17 protein-coding genes and 2 pseudogenes are annotated in these 14,788 nt (G+C 57.7%); 14 read left to right on the top strand and 5 right to left on the bottom strand.

The window, feature by feature from the left end; genetic code table 11:
* Nucleotides 1-72: 72 nt before the first annotated feature.
* The 4 genes from ASD32_RS22400 (at nucleotide 73) to ASD32_RS22415 (ending at nucleotide 3,746) form a co-directional block, all read left to right on the top strand.
* The gene (locus ASD32_RS22400) at nucleotides 73-942 is read left to right on the top strand and encodes a transporter substrate-binding domain-containing protein (RefSeq protein WP_060640248.1); all 870 of its coding nucleotides are present in this window, start codon (nucleotides 73-75) and stop codon (nucleotides 940-942) included.
* Between the two features lie 74 nt (nucleotides 943-1,016).
* Nucleotides 1,017-1,958, top strand: coding sequence for an amino acid ABC transporter permease (locus ASD32_RS22405; RefSeq protein ID WP_060640249.1), 942 nt, complete (start codon nucleotides 1,017-1,019; stop codon nucleotides 1,956-1,958).
* The gene (locus ASD32_RS22410) at nucleotides 1,955-2,725 is read left to right on the top strand and encodes an amino acid ABC transporter ATP-binding protein (RefSeq protein ID WP_060640250.1); all 771 of its coding nucleotides are present in this window, start codon (nucleotides 1,955-1,957) and stop codon (nucleotides 2,723-2,725) included. Before ASD32_RS22405 ends, ASD32_RS22410 begins: the two co-directional genes overlap by 4 nt.
* 28 nt (nucleotides 2,726-2,753) lie before the next feature.
* Complete coding sequence (locus tag ASD32_RS22415; RefSeq protein ID WP_060640251.1) at nucleotides 2,754-3,746, top strand: ornithine cyclodeaminase family protein; 993 nt, start codon at nucleotides 2,754-2,756, stop codon at nucleotides 3,744-3,746.
* 71 nt (nucleotides 3,747-3,817) lie between these two features.
* Here ASD32_RS22415 and ASD32_RS22420 read toward each other — a convergent pair whose 3' ends face one another.
* From ASD32_RS22420 to ASD32_RS22430, 3 genes are all read right to left on the bottom strand, one after another.
* Nucleotides 3,818-4,111, bottom strand: coding sequence for a type II toxin-antitoxin system RelE/ParE family toxin (locus ASD32_RS22420; protein WP_060640252.1), 294 nt, complete (start codon nucleotides 4,109-4,111; stop codon nucleotides 3,818-3,820).
* Nucleotides 4,108-4,350: a type II toxin-antitoxin system ParD family antitoxin gene (locus ASD32_RS22425; RefSeq protein ID WP_060640270.1), complete on the bottom strand. Its 243-nt coding sequence runs from the start codon at nucleotides 4,348-4,350 to the stop codon at nucleotides 4,108-4,110. The genes ASD32_RS22420 and ASD32_RS22425 overlap by 4 nt, the downstream gene beginning before the upstream one ends.
* 501 nt (nucleotides 4,351-4,851) lie before the next feature.
* Nucleotides 4,852-5,043: a hypothetical protein gene (locus ASD32_RS22430; RefSeq protein ID WP_060640253.1), complete on the bottom strand. Its 192-nt coding sequence runs from the start codon at nucleotides 5,041-5,043 to the stop codon at nucleotides 4,852-4,854.
* Nucleotides 5,044-5,501: 458 nt separating this feature from the next.
* Between ASD32_RS22430 and ASD32_RS29155 the strand changes: the two are divergent.
* The 8 genes and pseudogenes from ASD32_RS29155 to ASD32_RS22475 all read left to right on the top strand — a co-directional run.
* Nucleotides 5,502-6,101 (top strand): annotated as a pseudogene (locus ASD32_RS29155) (transposase); the annotation flags it as partial.
* A 51-nt stretch (nucleotides 6,102-6,152) separates the two neighbouring features.
* Nucleotides 6,153-6,710: a hypothetical protein gene (locus tag ASD32_RS22440; RefSeq protein WP_060640255.1), complete on the top strand. Its 558-nt coding sequence runs from the start codon at nucleotides 6,153-6,155 to the stop codon at nucleotides 6,708-6,710.
* 619 nt (nucleotides 6,711-7,329) lie between these two features.
* Nucleotides 7,330-7,704, top strand: a complete 375-nt coding sequence (locus ASD32_RS22450; protein ID WP_244490235.1) for a DUF2382 domain-containing protein — start codon at nucleotides 7,330-7,332, stop codon at nucleotides 7,702-7,704.
* An 18-nt stretch (nucleotides 7,705-7,722) separates the two neighbouring features.
* The gene (locus ASD32_RS22455; protein ID WP_060640258.1) at nucleotides 7,723-8,595 is read left to right on the top strand and encodes a DUF2382 domain-containing protein; all 873 of its coding nucleotides are present in this window, start codon (nucleotides 7,723-7,725) and stop codon (nucleotides 8,593-8,595) included.
* Between the two features lie 134 nt (nucleotides 8,596-8,729).
* The gene (locus ASD32_RS22460; protein ID WP_060640259.1) at nucleotides 8,730-9,641 is read left to right on the top strand and encodes a hypothetical protein; all 912 of its coding nucleotides are present in this window, start codon (nucleotides 8,730-8,732) and stop codon (nucleotides 9,639-9,641) included.
* A gap of 56 nt (nucleotides 9,642-9,697) precedes the next feature.
* Nucleotides 9,698-10,192, top strand: a complete 495-nt coding sequence (locus tag ASD32_RS22465; RefSeq protein ID WP_060640260.1) for a DUF892 family protein — start codon at nucleotides 9,698-9,700, stop codon at nucleotides 10,190-10,192.
* A 28-nt stretch (nucleotides 10,193-10,220) separates the two neighbouring features.
* Nucleotides 10,221-10,808, top strand: coding sequence for a YidB family protein (locus ASD32_RS22470; protein WP_082546889.1), 588 nt, complete (start codon nucleotides 10,221-10,223; stop codon nucleotides 10,806-10,808).
* Between the two features lie 85 nt (nucleotides 10,809-10,893).
* The gene (locus tag ASD32_RS22475; protein WP_060640261.1) at nucleotides 10,894-11,514 is read left to right on the top strand and encodes a plasmid pRiA4b ORF-3 family protein; all 621 of its coding nucleotides are present in this window, start codon (nucleotides 10,894-10,896) and stop codon (nucleotides 11,512-11,514) included.
* A 324-nt stretch (nucleotides 11,515-11,838) separates the two neighbouring features.
* Here ASD32_RS22475 and ASD32_RS22480 read toward each other — a convergent pair whose 3' ends face one another.
* Nucleotides 11,839-12,672 (bottom strand): helix-turn-helix transcriptional regulator, encoded by an 834-nt coding sequence (locus ASD32_RS22480; RefSeq protein WP_060640262.1) that lies wholly within the window; start codon nucleotides 12,670-12,672, stop codon nucleotides 11,839-11,841.
* A gap of 94 nt (nucleotides 12,673-12,766) precedes the next feature.
* Here ASD32_RS22480 and ASD32_RS22485 point away from each other — a divergent pair, with 94 nt between their 5' ends.
* Nucleotides 12,767-13,660 carry an SDR family oxidoreductase gene (locus tag ASD32_RS22485; RefSeq protein WP_060640263.1) on the top strand — a complete coding sequence of 298 codons (894 nt, stop codon included), beginning with the start codon at nucleotides 12,767-12,769 and terminating at the stop codon, nucleotides 13,658-13,660.
* Nucleotides 13,661-13,711: 51 nt separating this feature from the next.
* Nucleotides 13,712-13,927 (top strand): annotated as a pseudogene (locus ASD32_RS29160) (sensor histidine kinase); the annotation flags it as partial.
* A gap of 19 nt (nucleotides 13,928-13,946) precedes the next feature.
* Here ASD32_RS29160 and ASD32_RS22490 read toward each other — a convergent pair.
* Nucleotides 13,947-14,570, bottom strand: a complete 624-nt coding sequence (locus ASD32_RS22490; protein ID WP_060640264.1) for a phosphatase PAP2 family protein — start codon at nucleotides 14,568-14,570, stop codon at nucleotides 13,947-13,949.
* Nucleotides 14,571-14,788 lie beyond the last annotated feature (218 nt).

Raw genomic sequence — 14,788 nt, forward strand, 5'->3', positions numbered from 1 at the left:
TCTCCAACTTTGAGGTGGCCTGTTTCCTGGTGCGGACCGGAGGAACACATAAAGACAAGAAAGGGGAATGACATGACAATCAAAGCACCTGTCGGCAAGCTTATTGCCGCAACGGTTCTGGTCATCGCCATGGCGGCATCTGCCAATGCCGCAGGCGTCGATCAGACACTGCATGACGCAGTTCCGTCAGAATACCAGAAAAACGGCGTTAACGTGGCCGCGTTCAACGACTGGCCGCCGGATGAATTCGTCGAAAACGGCGAATTGAAGGGATGGAGCATCGATATGGCCAAAGCCATGTCGGAAAAGCTCGGCATAGACTTCAAGTTCACGCCGACCAGCTTTGATGCGATTATTCCAGGACTGGCCAGCAAGCGTTTCGATGCCGGCTTCTCCTCCTTCGGCGTTACCGAGGAACGGCTCGAGGTTCTGGATTTCGTACCGCAGCGCAAGGAAGGAACAGCCTACGCGTTCCTTAAGGAAAAGAGCTTCGACATCCAGTCGGAGAAGGATCTCTGCGGCCATTCCATCGCGGTGCTCACCGGTGCCTGGGACTTCCAGTACCTGACAAAGGTCAGCGACGAGACCTGCGTCAAGGCCGGGGCAACAGGAATCGACCTGCAGCAGTTCACGACGCAAAACGCGGCGGAACTTGCCGTTTCGTCCGGTCGTGTCGAAATGGTCGCTGCCGGTTCGGCAAAATTACAGTATCTTGCCCAACAGACGGGCCGCTTTGGTGTATCGAAGTTGACCAGCAACGCCGTATTCAACGGCATCGGCGTGCGCCGTGACGATCCGCTTGGGCCAGTTCTCAGGGACGCGCTTCAAGCAATGATCGATGACGGCACCTACGGGGCTTTGATGGCGAAATGGGGTGTCGATGGTTCCGGCATGCTCGACAAAGCATTGCTCGTCAACAAAGCAAACCCTGTCGCGAAATAAGGGCGATGATCTGTCCGCTTCAACATCGCGGAGCCGCGCGCTGCGGCTCCGATCGTTTTCTGCCAGAGGTGCTAATGGTTCACGATCTCAAAAATCCGGCATCGGGACGTCCCGATATCCACCTGACGAAACCGGTGCCACTGCGTCATCCGTCTTGGTGGATCGGCGGGGCCGCCCTCTTGATCTTCGTGTTCATGTTCATTCGCCTCTTGGTTACCAATGAAAACCTGCATTGGGATGTCGTTGCAGGCTATATGTTCAGTCCGGAAATCCTGGCAGGGCTCGGCCGCACCTTGCTGCTAACCTTTGTTGCCATGATCATTGGGCTTGCCATCGGCGTCGTGCTTGCCATCATGCGACTGTCGCGCAATCCCGTGTTCCAGACAGCGAGCTGGGCATGGATATGGTTCTTCCGCGGAGTTCCGCCCCTCGTCCAACTGATCTTCTGGTACAATCTGGCTCTGCTGATCCCGACCGTGTCGATCGGCATTCCGTTCGGACCAGAGCTCTGGTCCGCCAGTATGAATTCTCTGATCACGCCCTTCAGCGCAGCCGTGCTCGGGCTGGCGCTGACCGAAAGCGCCTATGCGGCCGAAATGATCCGGGCCGGCATTCAGGCCGTCAACGTTGGACAAACGGAAGCAGCCGCAACTCTCGGCATGACCCGCTCCCAGACACTGCGCCGCATCGTGCTGCCGCAGGCGCTGAAGATCGTCATCCCGCCGATCGGTAACGACACCATCTCGATGCTGAAGTTCACCTCGCTGGTGAGCGTGCTAGCTCTTCCGGACCTGCTTTACTCCGCGCAGATGATCTATTCGCGCACCTACCAGACCATCCCGCTGCTGATCGTTGCAACGATCTGGTATCTGGTGCTTTCGACGATCTTGACCCTTATTGAGCATTACATCGAACACCGCTTGAATGACGGCAAGCCGCTTGAGCTCAGCCTGGTCCTATCGTCGCTGTTCCGCAGCAAGTTCTGGGCGCCGCGCCGCACGGAGGTTTCCATATGAATGCCGCCATGCCGCTGCTCAATGTCGAGCGCCTCTCCAAAAGTTTCGGAACGCATCGGGTGCTCAACAGCATCGACATGAGCGTCAGGCTCGGTGATGTCACCTGTATCGTTGGGCCGTCTGGCTCCGGCAAGAGCACCCTGCTGCGCTGCCTGAACTATCTCGAAGTACCGGATTCCGGCGTCGTTTTCCTCGATGGCGACCCGGTCGGCATGCGCTGGCATGGCAACACCCTGCGCCAGATGTCGTTCAACGAATTGGCAGCCCAGCGGCAGCGCATGGGCATGGTATTCCAGAGCTTCAATCTCTTTCCGCACAAAACCGCGCTTGAGAACGTCTTCGAGGCACCCATCATCGTTCAGCGCCGCAGAAAAGCTGAAGCCGTTGGGGAGGCTATGGCGCTGCTCGACAAGGTGGGCCTTCGCGAGCGCGCCCATTACTATCCGAAACAGCTTTCCGGCGGGCAGCAGCAGCGCGTGGCCATCGCCCGCTCGCTGGCGATGCGGCCGGCGGTGATGCTCTTCGACGAGCCGACATCGGCGCTCGATCCGGAACTGGTAGGCGAGGTCCTGGCCGTGATGCGCCAGCTCGCAGAGGAAGGCATGACGATGGTCGTCGTCACGCATGAAATGAGCTTTGCCCGTGACGTTGCCGACCACCTGATCTTTATGGATGGTGGCGTCATCGTCGAGTCAGGTCCGCCGAGAGAAGTGCTGTCCAATCCGCAACACGCCCGTACCAAGTCTTTCCTCGCTCGCGTGCTGTGAGCCAGATATCCGAATCCGAAAGCGACCCATGCAGCATCTGAATGCCGATACCGTCCATGCCTTGCTCGACTATCCCGGCCTGGTCGAGGCCCTGCGTCTGGCCCACCGCGATGGCACAATGCCCCAGTCGCGTGTGCAAGTGCTGAGCGACAGCGGCAATGAGACGAACAAGTTCGTCTCTCTGGTCGCTTGGGCGTCCGGGGACGTGATTGCCGTCAAGCTCGTCGGGGTGTTCCCGGACAATCCTTCATTACCGGTTCCCGAGCCGTCCGTGCAGGGTCTGGTCACGCTGATCAGCGGCAAAACGGGCGCGCCGCTGATGACTTGCGACGGTGCTGCCCTCACCTTCCGCAAGACGGCGGCCGACTCGGCACTGGCCGTCGATCTCCTGTCCCGTAAGGACGCCGAAGTGCTGGTCGTTATCGGCGCCGGCGGTCTCGCGCCGCATGTGATCGAGGCACATACTTCCGTGCGTCCATCAATCAGCCGGGTGATGATCTGGAACCGCAATCCGCAGAAAGCGACCGAACTTGCGGCAAGACTGAAACATCTGCCGACCAACATCTCAGCGGTCGGCAATCTGAACGACGCCCTCGCGCAAGCTGACATCGTGTCCTGCGTGACCATGGCGACGGCCCCCCTAGTGAAGGGGGCGTTGCTAAAGTCAGGCTGCCACGTAGATCTTATCGGCGCTTACATGCCCCAAATGCGGGAAGCGGATGATGATGTCGCTCGGCGCGCCGGCCGTATATTCGTTGATACTCGCAGTGGCTGCGAAGGATCAGGTGACGTGGCAGAACCACTTGCCCGTGGTCTGATAACCCGCGAGCAGATCGCCGCCGACATGTTCGACCTTTGTCAAGGAAAACACTCTGGTCGCGCCAGTGACGGAGAAATAACGATGTTCAAGAACGTCGGCGGTGGACATCTTGATCTCTTCACCGCCCGCCATTTGTTTGCTCGGTCGGGCAACGGTGCAAAACTCTCACATTACAGTATAGGAGACTGGCAGCCAAATTAATGGGTACATATCCAACGCCTTGAACCAATTCGAACTTAAGGCACACAAACCCCACAGCTCCATCCGTGGCGCTACATTGGAATACTTGCCCAATCTTCATGCCCATGGCGAATTCGCACTACGAAAATATTCTCATCGTCCTCAACCCGATAGACGATGAGGTGTGCCTTGAAGGGATGAATTCTGACGGCCGGTTCGATCTCATTCCGTTCGCGTGCGATGCCTGGATTAGCAGCTATCAGATCAAATAGTGCGAAAAGCTCATCGTGATAGCGTCTTGCCTGATCTACTCCGAACATACGGGCGCCCTGCTCGGCGATCGCGACGATGTCTTCTTCCGCCTCGACAGAAAGCTTAAAACTCATGATTCGCTGGCACGAACCATCGCCTCAGCAAAGAGTTCATCCTTTGATCGAATGCCAACACCACTTTGGAGCCCTGCCTCGACGAAACTTTGCATGGCGGCAATCTTGTCGTTTCGTGTCTGGTCGCGTCGGATCAGGTCGCGGACGTAATCGCTAGCGTTTGAATATCGCCCAGTCCTGGCCTGCGCCTCCACCCAATCCTTCATCGGGTCTGGAAGAGATACGTTCATGGTCGCCATCGGAAACTCCTTTTGAAGGAAGTATATTCGATTTTGGCAAAGTTTGTCAAACATATACATCCTCATGAGGCCAGAACCGTCCCCATTTTCCCTGCCAGTGGAATAATGACAATTTATGGAACCGAACAATATTCATTGCGCTTGAGGACGCGGCGACGGATCGCAAAAGCGTCATCGCGCCGAGATCGCCCGGCCGTCCGGTGACTACCCACATTGAGCTCGAAGAAGCCTGTGGCGACCTATTGCGCCGCACCCGAAAAGTTGCGCCGCAGCAACTGGCGACCGCGTACCTGACCGTGTTCATCCATACCAACCGCCTCGAGGACCAGCGTCAGTGTTATGGCAGCGAGACCATCACTCTCCCCGTGGCGACATCCGACACGGGAACGCTGAATGATCGTTGTTTTCCTTTGCCGCCAAACTCACTGACGGGTAACGCTGGCGCTGTTCGACACGGTTGAAGAGAAAGACAAACACATTGAGCGGCTGGATACCCTAGGGTCAATTTCCCCGTGAAGCCGACAAAATATCGGCCGTTGTTTCGACCGTCAGTGCTTCCGCCCGATGTCGACTGAGCCGGTCGCGCAGCGCGGATTCAATGAAGTTCGTGAGATTGCGATTTTCCCTCAGAGCGCAAGCACGAACCGCAGCGAGCAACTCCGCATCGATGCGCATGCCAATGGTGGTTTTCAAGTTTCATCTCCGAAAAATCAGGATCGAGCGCACCCGATCTAAGAGGTTGGTGAGCAACTACCCTGCTCCAAATCATGTTTATCATCCGCGACACCGCGGATTGCAATCAATGCGTTTCGCTCGGGCCTTTTGAATCGGAATTTAGAAACACCTGCACGTCCAACGTGTTTCGGTACCACCGGACCCCACCTTCGCTTTATGAAGTACCAAGTCCAAAGGCTGGCTTCGTCCTTGCCGAGATATCAGCGGTCGCCGTTGGTGCTCGAATCCCCAGTGGATGATACCGGCGATTGTTCGCATGGACTTGTCTCCAAGCACAAAGATCGAACAGCTTTACGTCTACAACTGCTGGTTACTGCCGCATTCTCTTTTCGGCCCAAAGCTACCGTTAACGGCTTATTCGGAGGTACCTGAAACGGGAAGAGAATGCGAGCCTGCATTGCGCCGGCGGTATCGCCAGGCTGATCAAAGCCAATCGAGCCGGACTTCCCGACAGGCGTCAAACGCCACGCCAACACACACCTATGCGCCCGGTCGCCGGGGCATTTTGCCCAAGACGGTGTCAAGCGGATCGCAGAGCTGTATCGGATCGAAGCCGAGTTGCGCGGCAGTGAATCATAGGCTCGACTCGCCGGGCGGCGGCAACGATCAGCGCCGCTCGTTGCCGCCATTCAGAGCTGGCTTTCCCATCACCGTGTTCACGTCGCGACAAAGCCACAATCTGCAAAGCCTTGTCATACATCACCAAGTTCTAGGGCGATCTCCAACTCTTCCTGGCCGACGGTCACATCGAGATCGACAACAACAGCGTCGAGCGAACCATCCAGCGGATTGCACTGAACCTGAAGAATGCACTGTTTGCGGGCCACGATGCCGGAGCAGAGAACTGGGCGACCATCGCATCGCTCATCGAGACCTATAAGCTCAATGCCGTCGATCCGCTTGCCTACTTGACCAGCACACTCGCCGCCATTGTAATTGGACAAAAGCACCACCAGGCGCGGAATTTGCACCCTTCAAGGGTGACCGGTGCTGGACGCAGATCAAGGATGATATAAATTCGGCTAGCCGTACAGTCGCGGCGGGTTGGTAGCAAAAATGGCACGCCTATGAACTTTTCGATTGTCGCGACTGTAATATCTATGGTCCTCGGGCTGTCCGTTACCCGCCTCTTGACCGGATTTGTGACGATTTTTCGCATCCGCAGAACGTCGCGCATTGATTGGGTGCCACTCGCCTGGAGCGGTGTCTTGTTCATCATGCAGTTGCAATATTGGTGGGCAATCAATCAATTATCGACGCTTCGGCAGACGTTTCAGTTCAGCGAATTTATCTTCTTGGTTTTCATGACCCTCATGCTGTTTCTAACTGCAGCACTTCTTTTGCCCAGTCGCGGTGAGGATGAAGCACAGGGATTGCGTGTTTATTTCGAGCAGGACGGGCGTTTCGCGCTGATCTCGCTGACGTCTTTTCTTCTATTCGGATTTGTTGTGAACCTCTTCGGCTTTCAAAGCCAGCTTGAATCGGCCTGGGTTGTTACAGACATCCCGATGATCATTCTTCCCGCTCTCGCGTTCTTTCTACGTGAGCGAAAATACTACGCTGCCATCACCGCAATCTATCTCCCCTTGTCAGCTTTGGACGTCTGGATATCGATGGCTTCATAACCCTAGAGACACCAGGAAGGTTGGCTGTGCAGGTATCAACATGCATGCTGTCATCCTGCCAACTCACTCTCCAATCCGTGACGGTCAAGGTTTCGAGCAAACAGCTCCATTTAGGAGTATATTTTTCTTTTAATAATGACAGCATTTCTCAAATGCCTCCACAAAACCCAACCGTGCGCATCTGCAATTGCATAAAACGCCTCGACGGTATCCAGCCGAACCTTGAGCTTCAGCTCACCGTGCCGGCTCCGCCGTCGGCGATCTCATAAAGAGCTCCATAAGCCAGCCGCCGCCGGCACACGATCATCCATCTCGTCAACGCCAAAGGGGAGCACAATAGCTTCTTTGCCGCGCTGCCCTCAAGGTGCGCGATACGGTCATTGAGTTCCTCGATGACCCAAAGATCGGTGGCGCACGACATCCTTCACGGACCTTCCCGGCATGCGTTATATGGACCTCATGGAACCTTGCAGATCTCGCCATGGCTTCAGTGGATGCAAGATTTTGGTGCGTCTCAGAGTGCAAAGCTCACATGGATGTGGTGTCGCCAGAAGCATTTGACGCATACGGGAACAATGCAACGCCTTCACAGTTCCTCTGCCGAACACAGGCGGTGACCATGGCTGACGACGACAAGACTACCATTCAGCTCGTCGAAGAGACTTCCAGCGTCGACAAAGAGCGTTTGGTCACTGGCCGCGTCCGGGTATCTACCTCCAGCAATTCAGTTGATGAACTAGCGCATGCGACGCTCACAGGCGTGAGGGTTGAAGTCACACGTGAGGCAATCGGTCGTGAAATCGATGCCATGCCCGTCGCCCGAGTCGAGGGCGAAATCACAATCATCCCAGTGGTCGAGGAGATCGTCGTTGTGGAAAAGCGGCTGGTCCTCGTCGAGGAAATCCGAATTCGAAAGATCGCCACCTCGCAGGAGGTGTCTATCCCGGTGACCCTGCGCAAACAGACAGCCACAATTGAACGACATGACGAATAGCAACAGAGAGGAAACGCTATGAGCTACACCGAACAGACAGCAGCGCCGCATGGTGGATCGAACACCATCACCGCGTTGTACGACGACCGATCCGAAGCGGACAGCGCCATCGAGCGCCTTGCCGGGGCGGGTATTCCGAGATCGTCCATACAGATCATTGCCGACACCACTGGCACCACAACGCCAATCGAAGAAGAAAAGGGTTTCTGGGCCTATCTCGGAGAGCTATTCCTCGCGGACGACGACCGCACGACCTACGCTGAAGGCATCCGGCGCGGCGGCTACCTTGTCACCGTGACGGGTTATCCGCTGGACCTGCACGACGCAGCACTCGACATCCTGGATGACGAAGGCAGCATCAATCTCGATGAACGCGCCAAAGCTTGGGAGTCGGAGGGATGGTCGCGCGAAAATTCGAACGGTGCTCTCGCGGAGTCCTCCTATGATCGCGGGAGCGGATCGGCCAGCGCCTCTACGCTTGATGCAGATGACGAGGAAGTCATCCCGGTGGTCGAGGAAGAACTGCGGATCGGTAAGCGTGACGTATCCAACGGTCGCGTGAAAGTTCGCTCCTACTTAACCGAGACGCCCGTGAGCGAAAACGTATCACTTCGCAACGAGAACGTTGAAGTGACCCGTCGCACCGTGGACCGACCGCTCACTGGCACCGAAGACGCCTTCGTTGACCGTACAATCGAAGCCGAGGAGCATCGCGAGGAAGCGGTGGTTTCAAAAGATGCTCGCGTCGTCGAGGAAATCTCGCTCCGAAAGACGGCCGAGCAGCGCGAAGAGACGATTTCCGACACGGTTCGAAAGACAGAAGTCGAAATCGACGACGAACGGGATAGCGGTGTCCGCACCGATGGCACGACCGGCATTCGCCGAAACTGAGCTCAAAATTGAGGGCGGCCCAAGCCGCCCTCAACCACATCATGTAACCTTCGCTTCGGCTGGCGGAACTTGTGCGCCCCCGGAGAGTTGCATCGCCACTCACGAACCCGTGATCAACAATCAGGGACCAGTCCATGACCGTACCGATCTCCACCAACCTCAACCACGACACCGCCTACGGCGACACAACCGCCACTACGGCTCTTAACAAAATCTCCTGGGGCTCGATCTTCGCGGGCGTCGCCGTTGCCCTGGCGGTGCAGTTCCTGCTGAACCTTCTCGGCGTCGGGATCGGCGCTGCCGTCCTTGATCCGGCAACATCGGACAATCCAGACGCCAGCACATTCTCTATCGCTGGCGGCATCTGGTTCGTTATCGCTGGCCTCGTTTCTTCATATATTGGCGGTTACGTCGCAAGTCGCCTCTCCGGTCGCCCAAGCAAGTCGACCGGCGGCTACCATGGCCTCACCTCCTGGGCTGTCACGACGCTTGTCATTCTCTATCTGCTGACCACCTCTGTTGGCGCGCTCATTGGTGGAGCCTTTAGCGGCCTGTCGAGCGTCGTCGGTGGCGTGGGCCAGACGGCGGCAACAGCGGTTACGGCCGCCGCTCCGGCAGTCGCCAACTCGACCAATCCCATGGCAGGCATTGAACAGCAAATCCGCAACTCGACTGGCAACGATCCGGAGGCGCTTCAGAACGCTGCGATCGCCGCTGTTCAGGCTGCCGTGACAGGTGACGAAGCAACGGCAGAAGATGCCCGCGTCCGCGCCGCCGACGCGGTCGCGAAGGCTAAAAACATCCCTGTCGATCAGGCCCGTGCTGAGGTCGACGGCTACGAAAAGACATACCGCGAGAATGTCGCGGCTGCCAAGCAGCAGGCTGTTGATGCAGCCCAAGCCGCGACCGCCGCAGTATCGGCAGGCGCGATCCTCGGCTTCATCGCCCTCGTTCTCGGTGCCATCGCATCGTGGTTCGGCGGCGTGACGGGCACGAAACGCAGCGGCATCATCGTTGCTGAAACGGCAACCCGCCGTACTGTTTAAAACGTCAGGCCACCGGAATTGTCCGGTGGCCTTTTTTTAATGGATTGGAATTTCCCATGGCCGAAGTCAAAACACTCGACGAACTTTTCCTCGACACGCTCAAGGATGTTTATTTCGCCGAAAACAAGATCGTCGAAACGCTGCCTAAGATGCATGAGGCGGCAAAAAGCGTTCAGCTCAAGGACGCCTTCACGAAGCACCTTGCCGAGACCAAGGTCCACGTCGAACGCCTTGAACAGGTATTTGAAATCATTGGCGAAGAACCCGAGCAGAAGACCTGCGACGCCATTCTCGGCATTACCGACGAGGGAGCCGAGATCATGGAAGAATACGAAGGTTCGCCCGCGCTCGATGCTGGGCTGCTGGCAGCTGCGCAAGCCGTGGAGCACTATGAGATGTCACGCTACGGTACCCTGCGCACGTGGGCGCTGGAGCTTGGCCTGAGCGACGCCGCCGGTCTTCTCCAGACGACACTCGACGAGGAGCAGGCGACCGACCTGGCACTTACGGCCATCGCTACATCAGTCGTCAATCAGAAGGCCGAGGGTTGATCCCCACATTAAAATTGGAGGAACCGAAATGGCTAGCAGCGCACTGAAGGCACTACTGGGAGTCTTGGCGGTAGCCGGCTTCCAGAACAGGGACAAAATCGGAGAGCTGTTGCGGGGGGTTCAACAGCCGCAAGGCGATAGAACGCCTGGTCAGCAATCAGGCGGGCTTGGCGGTTTGCTCGGTGGTCTGACGGGCGGCAGCGCAGGCGGGCTCGGAGGTCTCGGAGGCCTCCTTGGCGGCGCATCGGGCGGAAGCGTTCTTGGTGGTGGTCTCGGTGACCTTCTGAAACAGTTCCAGCAGAACGGTCACGGCGAAACGGCTAAATCCTGGGTTGAAACTGGACCGAACAACGAAATTGACGATACCCAGCTATCACAGGCATTGGGACCGGACGTCCTTGACGATCTGTCTGCACGAACGGGTTTGTCGCCCGAGGAAATTCTCAGCCGCCTAAGCCGCGATCTGCCCAAGGCAGTCGATGATCTGACACCGGATGGCAACATTCCTCCAGATGATTATGAAACCCATGACGGCGGTCGGCGATCGGTCCCTTCCATCAAGCTCCCTATTGATCTGAATCGAACGATGACGCTGAAAATAGGAGGCGAGTCGTGAAGAAAGGTCTGAACCGCAGTCGCTTGATACCGGGCATCTTCGTGGTTAATCTCAACGACCCTCCACCAACCTTATTCATTCGAACATGTTCCACGCAAACGCTGTACAGGTCAAAGTTTCCATTGATGAGATCGAGCCCAACGTCTGGCGCCGCCTTGTCCTGCCGGTCCATTGGAACCTGGAGCATCTTCATCTCGGAATTCAAGCAGCGTTCAACTGGTGGAACTATCATCTCTACGAATTCCGCATCGGTGGTCTGCGATATGGTGACGTCGAAATCCTGAGTGAAGATGCCACCGATGACGACCCTCGGGTCTTCGATCAGAAGGAGGTTCGCTTGCTGGACTTCGAGCAAGGTTCTGTCTTCAGCTACCACTATGATTTCGGGGATGGCTGGCGACATACCGTCGTGGTCGAGGAGTTCTTGACGCTCGCTTCGACACCGACACACGGCAGCTGCGTCGCCGGCGCAAGGGCGCGTCCGCCCGAGGATGTTGGTGGGGTGTCGGGACATGAGCGCTTCCTGGAGATCATCGCCGACCGGGAAGACCCGGAATATGCTGACACCCTGCGGTGGTGCGGGGGCCACTTTGATCCCGAATGGTTCGACCTTTCCCTCACCGACAAAGATCTCCGCAATGCTTTGCGGTCGAACGACAAACGGCGCCGTTATCAACCAAAACCAAAGGCCGGTCCAAAGAAATGAACTGAGAGAGTATTCCAGGTGGTCTAAACGGACACGAACCAAAGACATGTCATTCAGCCTCAAGCCAAATAGTTTCGGATCACGCTCGGAGAGCTGCGCTCCGGCGACGCCGGAACGTTTCAGCGCCATGCAGGATCCATTATCGACGACACCGGCATGAGGGCGTTGCTGATCTCGGCACAAAAAGCAGGCGTCTTCTACGCCGCTCCGGAGCGGGCCACATGCATCGAGCCTGAACCGACAAGGACAGTTACGAGGGACAAGCGCTCGTGGAGGGTATCGCAGGCCCTATTTATGAATGGTAGCGTCGTATCAGGCGCTGTCTCACCGACACGACCTCGAAATCAGGGACCGAAACTGCTCCATCACCTCAGGGTTCGCTGGACTGTAAACCATCATGTTGAGGTCAGATCTGCCCTCGACCGCAAAATTTGAGAATTCAAGTTCTATGGGTCCAAGGGCGGGATGGTGGAGGCGCTTCACGCCGTCTCGGAGCCCCGCGATTTCATTGTCCTCCCAGAGCGCCTTGAATTCCGGGCTGCTGGCTGAAAGCTCATCCACCAACTGCTGAATTTCCGCGCCGGCACCTGCACGCGTGGCATCGGCTCGGAACGCGGCAACGACATAGCGCGCGACACTCTGCCAATCGTCCTGCGCCGCACGAACACGTTCGTCAGAGAACATCATGCGAAGGATGTTGCGCTCATCCGTGGGGAGTTTGGAATAGTCCGTGAGGATCACGGTTGCTGCCGCATTCCAAGCCACCACATCCCACGTGGCTGTCCTGATAATCGCAGGGCTGAAAGACATAGCATCAAGGATGCGCTGCAGCCGTGGGGTAATGCCTTCGGGTTGACGGTATCGCGCCTCCGGCGGGTGGCCGAAAGCCAGAATGTGAAGATGATCGCGTTCGGGCTCGGTCAGCAGGAGCCCATTGGCAATTCGATCGAGCACATCCGCTGAAGGTGCTCCGCCGCGCCCTTGCTCCAGCCAGGTGTACCAGGTCGGGCTTATGTTCGAGCGCTGCGCGACCTCTTCGCGACGCAAGCCCGGCGTGCGGCGGCGTCCAATCTGGAAGCCAAATGTCGCGGGATCTAGCCGCATGCGCCGGTCGCGCAAGAACGTGCCCAGGTTATTTTCGGAACTATTCACGCCCATGATCCTATTGATAGTTATACCATGATAAAGTCACTACTTTAACAGGACAATTTTTCATGGGATCAGGCGCTACGTCAATATCGGAGACTTTCCCATGCGTGTTTTCCTAACAGGTGCCACAGGCTTCATCGGATCGCGGATTCTTCCCGAATTGCTGGCCGCCGGCCATGAAGTCATAGGCCTCACCCGCTCCAAGGCAGGTACGGACGCTTTGGCCGCGGTAGGCGCAAGCGCTCATCTCGGAACGCTGGAGGACCCAACCGGCCTCGCGGATGGAGCACGGAACGCCGACGCCATCATCCATACGGCCTTTGATCATGATTTCACGAATTTCGTGGCAAATTGCGAAAAGGATCGCGGTGTCATTGCCGCACTCGGATCTGTGCTGAAGGGGTCAGATCGGCCGCTGCTCATCACGTCGGGCGTTGGCATGGGGGACCCCGGCGACGGTCAGCCTGCCAGGGAAGACGTTTTCGATGCACATCATTTCAATCCGCGCATCGCGTCGGAACTCGCGGGGCAGGCCTTGCTCGAAGCAGGTGTCAATCTGTCCGTCGTGCGGCTGCCGCAGGTACACGATACCTTCAAACAGGGCTTGATCTCCCCCTATATCGGGATGGCGCGGGAGAAAGGCGTGGTTGCCTATGTCGGGCGAGGCGCCAACCGTTGGGCGGCCGGCCACGTACGCGATGTGGCCAAGCTCTACGTGCTTGCCCTTGATCGCGCCGAGGCAGGTGCCCGTTACCATGCTGTCGCCGAAGAAGGCGTGGCGGCGCGCGACATAGCCGAGGTGGTCGCTGCGGGCCTCGATCTTCCGGTTGTCTCCCTTTCGCCGGACGAGGCGGCACCGCATTTTGGTTGGTTCGCGATGTTCGCCGGGGCGGATATAGTAGCATCCAGCGCGCATACGCGGGAGAAATTGGATTGGGCGCCGACAGGTCCAAGCCTGATCGAAGACCTGCGGCAGATGGATTATTCCGCCGAGTAGTCTTGACGACGCCTGGCTGCGCCCAGCGCCAAGTGACTGGGGGGCCCTTGCCTGACGGTTGCCGACAACGGACCGGGTATTCCGGAAAGCGAGCGCGAAAATGTGTTTCGCCGGCTATACAGGCTCGACAAGAGCCGCAGCCCGTCCGGCAGCGGTCTTGGGCTCAGTCTTGTGCGGGAGATTGCCGATCTGCACGGTGCGACGGTCAGCGCGGGCAACGACCGACCCGGGGCAGTGATCACAATGAAATTCGGCCCTCCAGCCTAACCGGCAGAATACGGCCGGTTTATCGATCGAACGCAAACCGGCGGCCAACCATCCAGCATGAGAGCGCCCAGATCGCACGCGCACACCAGCCACCTGCAACGGCGCTTGGATAGTGCACACCCAGGAAAACGCGGCTCACGCCGATCAGCATAGTGAGCAGGATTGCGCATGCCACGATATAGGTCCTCTCGGTGCGGCCCCTGCCCTGTGACAACAAGGCGCCGAGCGTCAGGTAGGTGACCGCCGACAGCATCGCGTGGCCGCTCGGAAAGCTGAGGTCCTCGACCTCGGCAAGATGCGGCACCAGCGTCGGCCTCTTCCGGCCGACCAGGATCTTGAGCACGGTGCTCACGAGCCACCCGCCGCTGACCGACAGGAAAACGAACAGAGCTAGGGAACGCTTGCCGGCAATCGCCAGATGGATCGCGGTGAGCAGCGTCACCAGGCTGAGGACGGTGACGCCACCCAGGCTCATAATGTCGGACGCGGCATGCGCGAGCCATGCAGGGCTAATGGGCTGCTGAAGATTGCCCGGCACGCGGAAGAACAGGAGGGCTGCCTCATCGAGCGGTAGCGGTTCGCCTTCCAAGACCTCGCCAATGTTCCATCCGCCGCCTTGATAGGACTCGAATTCTCGGCACATTTGTCTTCGCCACGTCTAAATAAATCAGATACTTGTCTTGTGGAGAGAGGATACCCTATTCTCCGAACGGGAGCTCGATGTCTTCCCTGTTTTTCTTGGCCCCCTCGATCAGAACCGTCTTGAATAGCTCGGCATCTTGTGTGAGCAGCATCCCCGCCCCGGTTCGAATGGCTTCCTGCCACGCAATTCCGCGCTCCCACGCCTCGTTGTAGACGAGC

It is taken from the genome of Rhizobium sp. Root483D2 (genome assembly GCF_001426685.1).
In the GTDB taxonomy this organism is placed as follows: Bacteria; Pseudomonadota; Alphaproteobacteria; order Rhizobiales; family Rhizobiaceae; genus Pararhizobium; species Pararhizobium qamdonense.

Coding starts and splice junctions, on each gene's coding strand:
- ASD32_RS22410 (WP_060640250.1), top strand. CDS start 1,955: ATGAATGCCGCCATGCCGCTGCTCAATGTCGAGCGCCTCTCCAAAAGT.
- ASD32_RS22480 (WP_060640262.1), bottom strand. CDS start 12,672: ATGGGCGTGAATAGTTCCGAAAATAACCTGGGCACGTTCTTGCGCGAC.
- ASD32_RS22425 (WP_060640270.1), bottom strand. CDS start 4,350: ATGGCGACCATGAACGTATCTCTTCCAGACCCGATGAAGGATTGGGTG.
- ASD32_RS22460 (WP_060640259.1), top strand. CDS start 8,730: ATGACCGTACCGATCTCCACCAACCTCAACCACGACACCGCCTACGGC.
- ASD32_RS22400 (WP_060640248.1), top strand. CDS start 73: ATGACAATCAAAGCACCTGTCGGCAAGCTTATTGCCGCAACGGTTCTG.
- ASD32_RS22450 (WP_244490235.1), top strand. CDS start 7,330: ATGGCTGACGACGACAAGACTACCATTCAGCTCGTCGAAGAGACTTCC.
- ASD32_RS22490 (WP_060640264.1), bottom strand. CDS start 14,570: ATGTGCCGAGAATTCGAGTCCTATCAAGGCGGCGGATGGAACATTGGC.
- ASD32_RS22420 (WP_060640252.1), bottom strand. CDS start 4,111: ATGAGTTTTAAGCTTTCTGTCGAGGCGGAAGAAGACATCGTCGCGATC.
- ASD32_RS22485 (WP_060640263.1), top strand. CDS start 12,767: ATGCGTGTTTTCCTAACAGGTGCCACAGGCTTCATCGGATCGCGGATT.
- ASD32_RS22440 (WP_060640255.1), top strand. CDS start 6,153: ATGAACTTTTCGATTGTCGCGACTGTAATATCTATGGTCCTCGGGCTG.
- ASD32_RS22405 (WP_060640249.1), top strand. CDS start 1,017: ATGGTTCACGATCTCAAAAATCCGGCATCGGGACGTCCCGATATCCAC.
- ASD32_RS22470 (WP_082546889.1), top strand. CDS start 10,221: ATGGCTAGCAGCGCACTGAAGGCACTACTGGGAGTCTTGGCGGTAGCC.
- ASD32_RS22465 (WP_060640260.1), top strand. CDS start 9,698: ATGGCCGAAGTCAAAACACTCGACGAACTTTTCCTCGACACGCTCAAG.
- ASD32_RS22455 (WP_060640258.1), top strand. CDS start 7,723: ATGAGCTACACCGAACAGACAGCAGCGCCGCATGGTGGATCGAACACC.
- ASD32_RS22475 (WP_060640261.1), top strand. CDS start 10,894: ATGTTCCACGCAAACGCTGTACAGGTCAAAGTTTCCATTGATGAGATC.
- ASD32_RS22415 (WP_060640251.1), top strand. CDS start 2,754: ATGCAGCATCTGAATGCCGATACCGTCCATGCCTTGCTCGACTATCCC.